Annotated in this window: 10 protein-coding genes; 2 read left to right on the top strand and 8 right to left on the bottom strand. The window is 45.6% G+C overall.

What is annotated here, in order from left to right:
* From JCM9152_RS20020 to JCM9152_RS22775, 3 genes are all read right to left on the bottom strand, one after another.
* On the bottom strand, nt 1-2,402 hold a 2,402-nt coding region (locus JCM9152_RS20020), incomplete at its 3' end, for a glycoside hydrolase family 9 protein (RefSeq protein WP_052016234.1).
* Nucleotides 2,403-2,885: 483 nt separating this feature from the next.
* The gene (locus JCM9152_RS20015; protein ID WP_052016232.1) at nt 2,886-5,237 is read right to left on the bottom strand and encodes a glycoside hydrolase family 9 protein; all 2,352 of its coding nucleotides are present in this window, start codon (nt 5,235-5,237) and stop codon (nt 2,886-2,888) included.
* A 28-nt stretch (nt 5,238-5,265) separates the two neighbouring features.
* Complete coding sequence (locus tag JCM9152_RS22775; RefSeq protein ID WP_156315014.1) at nt 5,266-5,415, bottom strand: hypothetical protein; 150 nt, start codon at nt 5,413-5,415, stop codon at nt 5,266-5,268.
* A gap of 633 nt (nt 5,416-6,048) precedes the next feature.
* Between JCM9152_RS22775 and JCM9152_RS22770 the strand changes: the two genes are divergently transcribed.
* Nucleotides 6,049-6,204: a hypothetical protein gene (locus JCM9152_RS22770; RefSeq protein WP_156315013.1), complete on the top strand. Its 156-nt coding sequence runs from the start codon at nt 6,049-6,051 to the stop codon at nt 6,202-6,204.
* Nucleotides 6,205-6,737: 533 nt separating this feature from the next.
* Here the strand turns inward: JCM9152_RS22770 and JCM9152_RS20010 are convergent.
* The 5 genes from JCM9152_RS20010 to JCM9152_RS23555 form a co-directional block, all read right to left on the bottom strand.
* Entirely contained in the window at nt 6,738-8,060 is a 1,323-nt protein-coding gene (locus JCM9152_RS20010; RefSeq protein ID WP_035347376.1) for a family 43 glycosylhydrolase, read from the bottom strand.
* A gap of 190 nt (nt 8,061-8,250) precedes the next feature.
* Nucleotides 8,251-9,936: a glycoside hydrolase family 2 protein gene (locus tag JCM9152_RS20005; RefSeq protein ID WP_035347373.1), complete on the bottom strand. Its 1,686-nt coding sequence runs from the start codon at nt 9,934-9,936 to the stop codon at nt 8,251-8,253.
* 485 nt (nt 9,937-10,421) lie between these two features.
* Nucleotides 10,422-11,210, bottom strand: a complete 789-nt coding sequence (locus JCM9152_RS23560; RefSeq protein WP_235715783.1) for a glycosyl hydrolase family 95 catalytic domain-containing protein — start codon at nt 11,208-11,210, stop codon at nt 10,422-10,424.
* Nucleotides 11,167-11,787: a glycosyl hydrolase family 95 catalytic domain-containing protein gene (locus JCM9152_RS24330; RefSeq protein WP_439644223.1), complete on the bottom strand. Its 621-nt coding sequence runs from the start codon at nt 11,785-11,787 to the stop codon at nt 11,167-11,169. Before JCM9152_RS24330 ends, JCM9152_RS23560 begins: the two co-directional genes overlap by 44 nt.
* 32 nt (nt 11,788-11,819) lie before the next feature.
* Nucleotides 11,820-12,803 (bottom strand): glycoside hydrolase family 95 protein, encoded by a 984-nt coding sequence (locus tag JCM9152_RS23555; RefSeq protein ID WP_235715782.1) that lies wholly within the window; start codon nt 12,801-12,803, stop codon nt 11,820-11,822.
* Nucleotides 12,804-13,758: 955 nt separating this feature from the next.
* Between JCM9152_RS23555 and JCM9152_RS19995 the strand changes: the two genes are divergently transcribed.
* Nucleotides 13,759-14,003: carbohydrate-binding protein (locus JCM9152_RS19995; protein ID WP_035347371.1), on the top strand; the 245-nt coding region annotated here is incomplete at its 3' end.

Genomic DNA, 14,003 nt, shown 5'->3' with positions numbered 1-14,003 from the left:
ATTCCTTCATAATTCCAGAATCCATCCAGAAAACCGCTGCCCGTGTACCCCTCATGATTGGTATTAAGTTTAACTCCGCCTGACAGCTCAGCTTGATCAGCTTCAAGATGAATTTTTCCTCCGGGAGGCAGAAAAGTTAGATCACTGTTAGCAAACGCGCTGATAAACATCAGATTTGCAGTGGAATGAATAGTGTGCTCATTCAAGGTCCATTCGGTAGCGCTATCCATAAAGTTTTTGGCAGGGAAATTGGAGATGCCCGGGTTGTTGTACTGATTAGGTCCTAACGGCATAAACCCACTCGGTATCCCTGGTCGAGGGTCATCGTTCATGATCGCATATACCGTTTGAAGACTATCTTCGCCATGCCCTGTTACAAAACTCTTTCTCAAAGGATTGGCACCCAAAACATAGTGTAATGCAGCTAGACTCATATTGTGAATGGTTTCATCGTACATTTCAAGAAGCTTGGAACCGATCACAGCTTCTGCAGACGTACCGAGGATCTGGTCGAGACTACCCCAGTAAAAATTGCCATTATTGAGCGTATGATTCCACGCGTTTGTTTGATACCTGTCGATTGATTTGTCTAGCCAAATTGTAAAATGATCTTTATACCAGTTCAGTGCATCTTCGTCGACGTTCTCGGATTTCATGTATTGGAAAAAAGCGTAATTGTAGGTGCCTACCCAGTCTCCTTCTGTGTCAACGAATACGTTCTCACTTTGTTCATAGTTGTTCAAAAAGTAATCGTGATACTTCGATTCGCCGGTCACTCTATACAATGTTGCGGCAGCCAGCAGCCGTGATTCCTCATCGGAATCCCTAGCATACGCATCTGTTGGTCCTTTAATATTGTCAGGGTTCTGTTCGAGATACACCCATCCTGCCTCGGCAGCCTCCAAACTTTGAGCAGCAAAATCTGGATCGAACTCTGCATAGACTAATGACGCATGAGCTAAGACAGCTGCTGCCAAAGCCGTATCATTGGTCGGTCGAAGATTTCCAACACCGTCTCTGATGTCCCTAATCGCCCTTGTGTCATTATTGTTATTCATCGACTGAACTTTGGCGTAGAAACCGCCGCTTTCTTCATCTTGCATGTTCAGAACCCATTCTAGTTCCCATCTGGATTCATCTAGAATATCAGGAATTCCGTTTCCGCTTTCCGGAAGATTAAACTGACTATCGGAATATACATCCGGGAACAACTCGTATGACCATAGCAATCTCGTAACCGATGACGCCCCGGCACTGACATACTTACCTTTGTCACCAGCGTCAAACCATCCTTTCGATACATCTTTTGTACGCGAAGGATCGGATTCAAAAGGCGCATCCGTATCCATCGGCGTAATATCAGCTCTCGGATAATCTGGAACGAATGGCTCTTCAAGATCCATCCCCGAACGTTGGTATAAATAATATCTTGCCGCATCAAACAATAGAGAATGATACACGTCATCCCCAATTTTAAATCTGAGGGACGATTCGATGCCTTCAGCATCTACGGTAATGTAATAATCACCGGATTCTTGAAGATCCGTAAATACGGCTTTCAGAACCCTTTCCCCGGAATCAACGTCATAATCCTTAGCTAGGATCAGCTCCCCGCTATACGCAACGGTGTTGTCGGAAACTCTTCTTACTTGGAACGTGGTTCCAACATCGGCAGTGAATTCATCTTCGAATCCGGAAACATAGGCATATTTCTCGACGAGATTCCGGAATCCTACTTGATTGACCTTAATCTCCGGAAATCCTGGTTCTTTATCAGGCGAAGTCATTTTGAGCTGGTTAATCCAAACCGTAAACGGCTCATCGTTCACTATATCCAAGCGAATCGTCCAAGCATTCTTTGCGTCCAATGGAACATCTGGATCGTCGTAAATGTCCTTCAAAGGGATCTTTACATGCTGCCACTCCGTGGTAACCGTAACGTAATCCGATACCGGTACTAATACAACTTGTTCAACAGGATCACGCCTTGCGACATTGTCGTCGCCACCGATCATAAATTGCTCCCCGCCCTCTTTGCCTTTTACATAAAATTCTAAGTGGCCATTCGGAACATAATTGCTTTTATCGTGAGTTAACCATGACGCCATGACATTCAGAGACGTGATCCAATCTACTGGCTCTGTAACATTAAATCTCAATGAAGGCAAATCTTCATATGTTTCATCCCAGTCAACAGGTAAATTATTGTTTTCAGTTTCCAATCCACCGCTGCTATCGGAAAAGCCTCCTCCATGAGTGTCCTTAAATATATAATAGTCCGGCAGGTCTCTCCATCCTTCCGGAGCACCGTAATTCGCCTGAACCATATTCGGCGAGATTGCAGAAGTAAATAGAAGTACTACGATTAATGCCATCTGAGCTACTAATCTTTTCCCTTTCATTGAATTACCTCCTTGTCATTTGAACAAAAAAATCATAGCCTCAACTTCACGTCGATACACCACAACTAGACATTAAGAAAATTATTGTCTCCCTGCCTCACCTCCTTAAAAACGACATACAAAAGTAAGCGCTTTCAAAATTACAACCAAACTATTCGACATCTCGTACATTTTTATAGTACAGTGCAGAAGACCCCCGATCCAATTGAATCGGGATCTTCTGATTAGTTCAAAATAGGTCAGCTTTCATTGGGTTCACGCCCGTTCGCCTTGCATAAGGCGGTCATCACTGCTTCTCGAACATGTAATCGTACAATCCAATTTTTATTAGGGACCGATTGAAGTGTGATCCAAATAATGTGCGACGACGTAATCGTTATACTCTTGCTCTCCGGTTGCCCTTCACCGGCCAAGGAACAACGCCTGGGAACGGTTCCTTAACCGAAAGCCTAATCAACGGATTACACCAACGTACCCGTTCTGTTAATCACCTGTTGTTTGATTCAACAAGTATTGAGCCTGCTCAATCAGTTGATCAGCAGCTTCTACAGAAATGTGCTTGCCGCGTTGCGCTTTCAATTGGTTCACGAAGGCAGTCAATTGGTTAGAAGACAATTTTTTTTGTAAACTATTTGCGATGCCTTTGTTAGTAATCAAACCGTCGTTCAAAAATTGGGTTACCATTTCCTCCAAAGACAGAGGGTTGGTCGGAGCAGTTAGATCACTGTTAGCAAATGCGCTGATAAACACTAGATTCGCAGTCGAACCAACAGCGTGCTCATTGGTAGTCCATTCAGTAGCGCTATCTAAAAAGTTTTTCGCAGGGAAAATGGACATGCCTGGATTGGTGTACCTATTAGGCCCTAACGGCATAAACCCACTCGGTATCCCTGGTCGAGGGTCATCGTTCATGATCGCATATACCGTTTGAAGACTATCTTCGCCATGCCCTGTTACAAAACTCTTTCTCAAAGGATTGGCGCCCAAAACATAGTGTAATGCAGCTAGTCCCATATTGTGAATCGTTTCATCGTACATTCCAAGAAGCTTGGAACCGATCACAGCTTCATTAGCCATACCGAGGATCTGGTTGAGGCTGCCCCAGTAAAAATTGCCATTATAAAGCGTATGATTCCATGCGTTTGTTTGATGTCTGTCGATTATTTTGTCTAGCCAAATTGTAAAATGATCTTTATACCAGTTCAGTGCATCTTCGTCGATGTTCTCGGATTTCATGTATTGGAAGAAAGCGTAGTTGTAGATGCCTACCCAGTCTCCTGTTGGATTAATGAATACGTTCTCGCTTTGTTCATAGTTGTTCAAAAAGTAGTCGTGATACTTCGATTCGCCAGTCACTCTATACAATGTTGCGGCAGCCAGAAGCCTTGTTTCCTTATCGGAGTCCGTAGCATACGCATGTTCTGGACCTTCAATATTGTCGGGGTTCTGTTCGAGATACACCCACCCTGCCTCGGCAGCCTCCAAAGTTTGAGCAGCAAAATCTGGATCGAACTCTGCATAGACTAAAGACGCATAAGCTAAGGCGGCAGCTGCATAAGCTGTATCATTAGTCGGTCGAAGATTTGCAATACCGTCTCTGATGTCTCTAATCGCCCTTGTGTCATTATTGTTATTCATCGACTGGACTTTGGCGTAGAAACCACCGCTTTCTTCATCTTGCATGTTCAGAATCCATTCAAGTTCCCATCTGTTTTCATCTAGAATATCAGGAACTCCGTTTCCGCTTTCCGGAAGATTAAACTGTTGATCGGAATATACATCCGGGAACAACTCGTATGACCATAGCATTCCAATAACCGCTGACGACCCGGCAGTTATATACTTACCTTTATCACCAGCGTCAAACCATCCTTTCGATACATCTTTTGTACGCGAAAGATCGGGATCAAAAGGCTCATCGGATTCATAAGGCGCATCGGATTCAAAAGGCGCGGCCGTATCCATCGGCGTAATATCAGCTCTCGGATAGTCTGGAACGAATGGCTCTTCAAGATCCATCCCTGAACGTTGGTATAAATAATATCTGGCCGCATCAAACAATAGAGAATGATACACGTCATCCCCAATTTTAAACCCGAGGGACGGTTCGATGCCTTCAGCATCTACGGTAATGTAATAATCACCGGATTCTTCAAGATCCGTAAATACGGCTTTCAGAACCCTTTCTCCGGAATCAACGTCATAATCCTTAGCTAGGATCAGCTCTCCGCTATACGCAACGGTGTTGTTGGAAACTCTTCTTACTTGGAACGGGGTTCCAACATCAGCAGTGAATTCATCTTCGAATCCGGAAACATAGGCATATTTCTCGACGAGATTCCGGAATCCTACTTGATTGACCTTAATCTCCGGAAATCCTGGTTCTATATCCGGCGAAGTCATTTTGAGCTGGTTAATCCAAACCGTAAACGGCTCATCGTTCACTATATCCAAGTGGATCGCCCTTGCATGCGTTGCGTCCAATGGAACATCTGGATCGTCGTATATGTCCTTCAAAGGGATCTTTACGTGCTGCCACTCCGTGGTAACCGTAACGTAATCCGACACCGGTACTAATACCACTTGTTCAACAGGGTCACGCCTTGCGACAAGATCGTCGCCACCGATCATAAATTGCTCCCCGCCCTCTTTTCCTTTTACATAAAATTCTAAGTGCCCATTCGGAACATAATTGCTTTTATCGTGACTTGCCCATCCCGCCAAGACATTCATAGATGTGATCCCTACTGGCTCTGTAACATTAAACCTCAATGAAGGCAAATCTTCATATGTTTCATCCCAGTCAACAGGTAAATTACCGTTTTCAGTTTCCAATCCTCCGCTGCCGTCGGACCAGCCTCCTCTATGAGTGTCCTTGAATATATAAAAGTCCGGCAGGTCTCTCCACTTCGGGAGCACCGTAATTCGCCTGAACCATATTCGGCGAGATTACAGAAGTAAATAGAAGTACTGCAATCATTACAACCTGAGCAACTAATCTTTTCCCTTTCATTGAATTACCTCCTTGTCATTTGAACAAAAAAATCATAGCCTCAACTTCACATCGATACATCACAACTAGATATTTAGAAAATTAGTAATTAGACCGCTGCCTCACCTCCTAAAAACGACATATCACAGCAAGCGCTTTCAAAATAGCTTTTCATCGTAATATGTCCTCATTTATTTCTTACAGTAAAGCACAGAGTGACAAACATCCTTAACTTTCAAGCCAAGTTTTAGCATTATATAGACATGGAGCGGCGCGACCAGAATCACAGTGCCCCTTAATTTTCCAATCACTAATCAGCATTATATAGACATAACCAATCATCCTCGATGAGGAAAAACTTGAGCGATATCTATTTGAAATGGTTTCCGATTGATGAAAAATTTCCGTTCTTTATCAACATAAAGAGGACATGTTCGTGCCCAGATCGTTGAAGATTTAAAATATTGTTTCCCCGAATGGTTAGTCAAACTTGGAAAAATCCGTGAACTGGGGATAGAGTATGTCGTTGTGGTCAAGTTAAGAAAATCGAAGAAGGCTCAAGAGTTACATGCCATACGAAGTAAAATCCAAGAAATTAGATAAGGGATCACGTACTCTGTTATAACCCCGAGGCAGACAAAGGGGATAAGGAAAGTGGTCTTGGAGAAATTAGAAGAAAAACTGAGTTCATTGGAGCCTTCTGGCTTCGTTAAAAATAAGGTGTATTCAAAGTTTCTAACGATAGAAAAAACAGCTACTAAAATCGATGAACAGAAAATAAAGAACGATGAACGATTTGATGGAAAGTAGGCGGTTCCAACGAACTCTTCTCTAGCGGCCTAAGAAGCAGCGGTAGTTTTTAAGGAACTATGAGGAGTAGAACTAGCTTTCTGACACTTGAAGACAGATTTGAATTTACGTCCAATGTATTACTGTACAGAGACTCGTATTTGCGGTCATATTATGGTCTGTTTTTGGGCATTAGTGCTCGAATCTTATTTGGCATTCCGTTTAAAAGAAAAATGTTGTAAAACCAGTGTTAGTGATGTCATGCATGAAGTCAGTCAAATGAAAGCGTCACTCGTTCGAAATAAATGGAGAAGAGCAAATGATACGAACTGAGCTACAAGGGGATGCCAATTTGGCATTTGAAACCGGTACAAAAGACCCAGCTAAAGTGGTCGAAAACCCTGCGTAGCAGTCAAAATGTAGTGACACGTAATATAAAGGAAGCCCATAACGCTAGTAGTTACGGGTTATTCCTTAGTGTGCTGTGTCAAACTTAAGCAAAACAAAGCTGCCCATAACGGATATCTCTTACCAAACTTTTAAACGTTCATTTATTATTTGTGGAACACGAAGCTGTCCAGTTCACATAACGGTCTGCCTTTGAAGAATTCTCCGAAATATCCGCTGTATCCATCATCAAACACGAAATATATCGAATGTTTTCCTGTTACGGATGCAACCACAGCATGAAGGGTCCCATTATCCGGTCCAATTTCACAAGCGCCGATTTCTTCGCCTGTATTATAATCATCAATGAGTATTCTCATTATTCCTTTGTTGCCGCATCCTCTTACTTTAGCGGAAAACTCCATAGTTTTGCTGGAATAATCCTCTCCAAAATTAAAATATTTGAAACCAACGATACATCCCTTTGTTATATTTACAACTGCTCTCTCAAGAACATTTCTCTCTGTAATAAAACATCCACCATTAAGAACACACGCACTATCCGCCGGGGTGGGACGATAGGGGGAGAGTGACGTTTCAAAGCCTAAAGAGGTCATCTCCACCTGCGGAATACTTCCGTCCGGGAGAATCTCTATGCGCTCGACACAGCCGCGCCTTGACATGACTGTGTTATTGGTCGTTCTGTGATAAAAAATATACCACTGCCCATTGATCTGGCAGATTGATCCATGATTATTGCCTCCCGGATAATCCACTCCATTATCAATAATCGTACCGCGATATTGAAATGGGCCTGTTGGCGATTCACTAGTAGCGTAATCAAGCCTGTTGCCGTTTTTCGGCGAATAAATCAAATAATACATATCCCCGACTTTTCGCGGTGAACATCCCTCGAAAAAGCCATACGGTTCATCAACAGGAATAATATCTGCCTTGTATGAATCCTGCAAAATTTCATACATGTTTTCAGCATCGATCTCAGCCATATAGGATTTTAAATATCCGCAATAGATATAGACTCTGCCGTCATCATCCACCAATACTCCTGGATCGATAAAAATTCCCTCTTTTACAATTTGTTCGGAATTTTCCGGGACACGATATTGCGAGACAAGCTGAAAAGGCCCTTCCGGTTTATCACTTACCGCAACACAACCTTTAGAATCAACAATATAAGCATACAAGTAATATTTCCCATCTTTTTCAACCACATCCGGAGCATAGAGCTCCCGATCTGTCCAAGGTGTATCGCTTGCATGGTCTCTATCCATTCGTGTATGAAAGATGTCCCCATGACATATCCAGTTATTCAGATCATGAACATCAGCTGACCATACCTTTAGCTTGTAGTCACAAAATTGATCCGAACCTGCATAATCATGTGATCCATATATATAAACCCTGTTACCAAAAACTCTTGGTTCCCCATCAGGAATGTATTCCCAATTCGGTAAATATGGATTCGGCATAATCATTCCCCCTCAAAAAAAATAAATACGCTATCGCAAATTAATCCGCCAGCTCATAATCGAAGCAATCAAAGAGTGCCGGTGCACCTTGTACCTTTTCTCTTACCGCATTACATCGCTATGATATTCCCCTCGAATTAATTCCTTGATTATGAGCTTCCCTCATCCTTGGCGGCAAACAAACTTATACTTACATTTTAAAATAACGCTGCACAACGGAATACGCAAGCTTCGGCCTACGGTATCGGTCGACGATCCCCTTACTGTTCTGCGTTCCGGCGCGAGTCAACAGCCATCCCGTTCCTTCCGTTACCCTACAATCACAAAATTGCCAGATGAGCATGCCGGACAAGAAAGGAACGGACACGTACGCCGCCAAATTGCGCTCAATGATTTCGGCATGGCGCTCCTCTGTTCCTTTTACCCGGCTAGGGTCGCGATAGCCGTAATAGCCGTCTGCCCCAAATTCGCTTATGATCATCGGTTTCCCTAGTCCACCAGCTTGATCCGCCCAAAGTCGCGCCTGCTTAATAAGCTCAAGGGGATCTTCATCTTCGTACCAGAGAGGATAAAGATTGAACGAGACGATATCCGCAAGGTCAAAACAAAGCTCGCGATCGCGGTGATGTGAAGCAAAACTAAGCGTCCTTGACGAATCCATCGTCCGGATTTGCTCAAGCTGTGTTCGGTACATCTCCCGGCCTTCCGGCGTATCACTCGCGCATTCGTTCAAAATCGCCCATATAATGATGCTCGGATGGTTGAAATGGTTCTCCACCATCTCCCGATTGCAATCCTCACACTGCTTGGCGAACAGCGGATGCTTCATTTGCTCTAGGCTCAGACCACGCGCATGATTTTCTTCCCAGACGAACAAGCCGCGCTCATCGCACAAATCTAGAAACCGTTCGTCATTCGGATAGTGGCTAGTTCGTACGGTATTTGCGCCCATATCCAGCATCAATTCGATATCGTGTACCATGAGCGGGTAAGGAATGGCGGCTCCTGCCAGCGCATGATCCTCGTGCCGGTTGAAGCCCTTCAAAACAACGTCCTCACCGTTTACCTGGATGCGTCCGTTCTCCGTTGTAACTGTTCGAAATCCGACCCGCTCGATCAAATCGTCTACAGGAACTTCCTGCCCTTCTACATATAGTTGTGCTTTCAGCAGATACAGCTTCGGATCGTTCGCCGACCAAGGAATCACGCCGGGGAACGGTTTCGTAATTGAAAACTCTACTATTTCGCCCGGCATCGCGTCAACCGTTCCTGCGGCAATCTCCTGGCCTCCCAGACTGAACTGCAGCCGTGCGCGCCGCTCTCGGTTGCCGATATTGCGTACAAAGAGGCGAATCGTACCCTGCCAGCCTTCAGACGAACGAATCGGCGTAAACGCGATTCGCTCGATAAACAACTCGTGCAGCAGTTCAATCGCCACGGGTCGGATCAAGCCACCATACGTATAATAATCATTTGGTACATGAAGCGCGGACATTTCGCCGAACGAATTGTCCGCGACCACCGCAACCTCATGCGTGCCTGGTTCAACATCCGGAATAACGACGGCAAACGGCGTATACGCATTATAATGATGCCCTACCGGCTTTCCGTCAAAAAAAACATCGGCTGTGTGGCTCACGCCTTTAAAAACAAGTCGAATTGCGCCTTTCCGAGATATTTCTACCGTTCGCCGGTATACGCCTTTCCCCTGATAGGTTGTAAACTGCGGATGCATTTCCCAACATCCGGGTACAGGCATCCGGTACCGATAGTCGGATGGCAATCCCTCATCCGCCTCGTTTATCGGTTGAAAGTCCCAGTCACCTTGCAGTTCTTGTACATCTCGTATTTCATTCGTTTGAAAAAGCCTTAGCATGAATATTCCTCCAATAATATATTTCTTGTTAAATCCGTAAACGAGTACCTCCAACCATTCCGAATGGAAGTCTAATCAGCTTGAGCATTTCCCGGCATAAACGAATCAGCAAATCGCCAGCGGGCTGTTTTGAACAACCGACAACTATTCGCGGGCAATAAGCTCATGCCCGGCTTGGTCAGAGACCGGTGATACAGCTTCAAATTTTCGAAGTAATCCATTCCTGCAGATCCTCCAGCAGTTGAAGGGAGCTTCGTCCGGTCGTACTTATACGTTGCTCCCAAAGGCTATGACAATCTCATCGTTTTGAACAACTTATTAAAGTCACCGGTATTGAAAGTGTTTGAACATAACCTCACCTTCCACCACCTATTCATCGGGAAACTGCCAGCCGTCATAAACATAAACGGCTTCCCCTTCAATCGAAAGACTGTCTTTGGAAAGCTTGGTCATTCCTTCTACTGAGATTATTTATTCTTCGTCCTTTATCGCACAGCCCTAATAGAATACGTCTCCCCTGCGACCACCTGAAACTTCACAACCTCCGCGCCATCGCTTTGAGCCATCTTAGAGCCGTCTGCTCGCGTTACACGTACAGCGCTTGAAACACGCAAACTGCACAACGCGTTCCGCGTCGCTTTCAGTTCGGATGCGGTGAACCGCCCGTCCTTCCATGCGATATCGATCTCGAACCCACCCCGCGCACGCAGGCCGCTCACGAAGCCGTCTGGCCAAGCTGACGGAAGGGTCGGCAACAGTCTAATTTCTCCGCTGTGACTCTGTAGCAGCATCTCCGCTATGCCGGCCGTTCCGCCGAAGTTTCCGTCGATTTGGAACGGCGGATGCGCGTCGAACAAATTCGGATAAGATGACTTGGCAAAGAGCGTCTGTACATAGCGAGATGCGTTCTCCGCATCTTCCAAACGCGCCCACATGTTTATAATCCAGGCGCAGCTCCAGCCGGTATGACCTCCTCCGTGCTGCAGCCGGCGTTCAAGCGATTTGCGAACGGCAGCCGCCAGCTCCGGATCTTGATGCAGATCAATCTGATCCCCAGGATAAAATCCGTACAAATGTGAGATGTGGCGATGCCCCGGTTCGTATTCCTCAAAATCGCGGAACCATTCCAACAATTGGCCGTTCCGGCCGATCCGGTAAGGTAGCAGGCGGGCGAGCGCGTCTTCCCATTCGCGACGCAGTTCTGCGTCTGCATCAAGCAGCTTGCTCGCTTCAATACAATACGTAAACAACTCGCGAATGACGGCCATATCCATCGTAGTTCCCATACTGACTGCACATGGTTGCCTTCGGCATCAAGAAAAATATTTTCCGGCGAAGTAGCAGCGACGTGACCAGATGTCCCTCGCCGTCTTCTATCAACCAATCCAGACAGAACAAGGCAGCTTCCCGCATGATGGGATATGCCTTTGTCGCAAGAAATTCCTCATCTCTTCCGAATAAATACCGATCCCACAAATGCCTGCACAACCAAGCACCGGCCATCGGCCAGAACGCCCAACTGGCGGATCCCTTAGCAGGCGTTGTCTTTCTCCACAAATCCAAGTTGTGATGGGCAGTCCAGCCGCGGCAGTCATAATGAGTTTCCGCGGTGCTCCTTCCACTTACACTAATGCCTTCAATCAAATCGAACAGCGGCTCATGACACTCCTCCAGATTGCACGTTTCCGCCGGCCAATAATTCATTTCCGTATTAATGTTAACGGTATAATTGCTTCTCCAGGGCGGGCGCACCTCTTTATTCCATATCCCTTGTAAATTCGCTGCTTGCGTTCCTGGCCGGGAACAAGCAATAAGCAGGTATCGGCCGTATTGAAAATATAGAGCAGCCAGTCCCGGATCGCCATCGCCTTGACGAACGCGTTTCAGCCGTTCGTCCGTCGGAAGGTTGTCGCTACCGAAGCGCCCAGGTGGATTTTAACCCTGCTGTACAAAGGGAGATAGTCTTTCAAATGACGAAGCTTCAACTCGTCGTAGTTGAATTCGGCTGCCGCAACAAGAGTTTTCTGAACTAGAACGGCAGGGTCTTTGCCCTCGGACCCCGGATTTTTATCATAGCCGTTAAAGCTGGTCGCCGCAGCTAGAAGAAACGTTACGGCATCGGCTTGGACCGCACTCAACTCAAGCCCGTTCCCGATTTTCTTCATTCCCCCCTCAATAACAGCCAGCAGCTGCGACTCAAAGCGCACTCCGTTGTTTTCCTCATATATCAGCTCGTCAGAAGCGTCGGGAGCCGATTCCCGATCGGGACGCACAGGACCGGTTCCTTTCATCGTCAGAACGCCTCGTCCGGCTTCCAGATTAACTGTCGCCAAATGTGGCGTTTCAAGAGAGGCCGTCACATTGATACTACCCGGACGATCTGCACTCAATCGGATTGCCAATACCTGATCAGCGGCTGAAATGAATGCCTCCTGTGTATACCGGACGCCTTCTCTCACATATGAGACTTTGCTTACGGCCGTATCCAAGTCGAGTTGCCTTTCATAGAACTCGACAGGACCAGAATTAGCACCGAACTTAAGCTTCAAATCGCCAAGCGGCTGGTATTCCTCGGTACCGGGACCTTGCATGTGCCGCTCAATAATTTCCTGCGCCTGCTTATATGCTCCGTTCGCAATATCCCGCCTCGCCTGATCGAGATAGTCCGCAGCGCTATAATTCAGTGAATCTCGCGGCTGGAATGACCACAGCGTATCTTCATTTAACTGAAACAGTTCCTCGTCCGTCCGTCCGAAAGTCATAGCTCCCAGCCGTCCGTTGCCCAAGGGCAGAGCTTCAGTCCATTCTTGAGCCGGATGCCTGTACCATAATCGCATGGGTGTTTGCACTTGTATTTTTTGTTCCACATTATCCTTCCTTTCTCTCCTGTGGAGTAATGATTTCAGCTTCGATCGGAAGCAGCGTCGGTTTGCATATTTTGCAGCACCGTGGAACGGTTTCATCCAAATGCGTAATATCTGCGATTAAATGCGAGCATAACTGCCCCCACTTTTTTATACTATTCAGATACCAATGGTATTCTTCCCTTGATAAAGAAAGCGGTTTACAAAAAAAGCAATTCGTCATTGTCATAGTGCTCTCTTTATTTCGATTGTATAGCGTAATTTGACTCTATTCCTTGATTTTCTGGCCAAGGACTAGCATGATATAGACATCGCCCCTGACATCATTAGTACTCTGCCATTTCAATAATTTCAACTCCGTACGATCCAGGATCAATTCCGGCCCGATCGGACCGTATTTCCTGACGATCGGGCCCGCAGCATCAGCCAAAGGACCGCGCAGCGGGCCTGAACCAGCATGCTTTATTCATGTTTTTGACACCGGAACGAGCCGTCAGTATAAGCGTAGCTCGATATTTACGCAAGCTTCCAAATGATCAGCCAAGCTTTGGTTCTAGTTTATACAATTGCTTATAGAGCGATAGATCAAGCAGGGAATGTTACGAGAGCATCTGTCAGCGTTACGGTTCCTCATGATCAGTCAGGAAATGAATAAGCTTATCCTGTAGCTTAAAGAACTTGATTTGATTATCCTGCTGCTCTAATTACATGACATGAAATTGAAAGAACCTCGAGACACTTTGCTGCAGCCAAGAGAGCTCGAGGTTCTTTCAGTGGAAGTCTTTCAAGATTTTGTTCTCATCAATCCATTTTTGGACAATGTCTATATCATGCTATTTCATGGCTTGAAAATTAAGGTTTACAATCAAGTAGTGTAATATGATCAATGTTGTAGTGCGGTGCAATTTAATGTATGCGCTTTCATAAAGGAACCATATTAAAAAAGGAGAATAAACAGATGAAAACAAGAAGAAAGTCGTTTCAATCCATCAAACAAATCATTTCCTTATGCATGTCCGTTTCACTTCTACTGATGTACGCGCTTACCGCCACAGCTGCTGATGGCGATCCTCCCTCGAATGAAGCCACCATTCAACTTGAAGCCGATCAAGCGGAACTGTCAGGCGGAGTTAAGCTTAATACAAATCATGAGGGGTACACGGGCAGCGGCTTTTTGGATGGATTCTGGAATTATGAAGGAAC

Source organism: Halalkalibacter hemicellulosilyticusJCM 9152, assembly GCF_000513115.1.
GTDB lineage: Bacteria > Bacillota > Bacilli > Bacillales > Bacillaceae_D > Halalkalibacter > Halalkalibacter hemicellulosilyticus.
Note: the sequence above shows the minus strand (reverse complement) of the source record. Positions and strands in the feature narration are given on the sequence as shown.

Bases quoted from the DNA above. Each gene is read 5' to 3' on its own strand.
- JCM9152_RS22775 (WP_156315014.1), bottom strand. From the start codon at position 5,415: ATGAAAGGGAAAAGATTAGTTGCTCAGGTTGTAATGATTGCAGTACTT.
- JCM9152_RS20010 (WP_035347376.1), bottom strand. From the start codon at position 8,060: ATGCCGAATCCATATTTACCGAATTGGGAATACATTCCTGATGGGGAA.
- JCM9152_RS20005 (WP_035347373.1), bottom strand. From the start codon at position 9,936: ATGCTAAGGCTTTTTCAAACGAATGAAATACGAGATGTACAAGAACTG.
- JCM9152_RS23560 (WP_235715783.1), bottom strand. From the start codon at position 11,210: ATGGATATGGCCGTCATTCGCGAGTTGTTTACGTATTGTATTGAAGCG.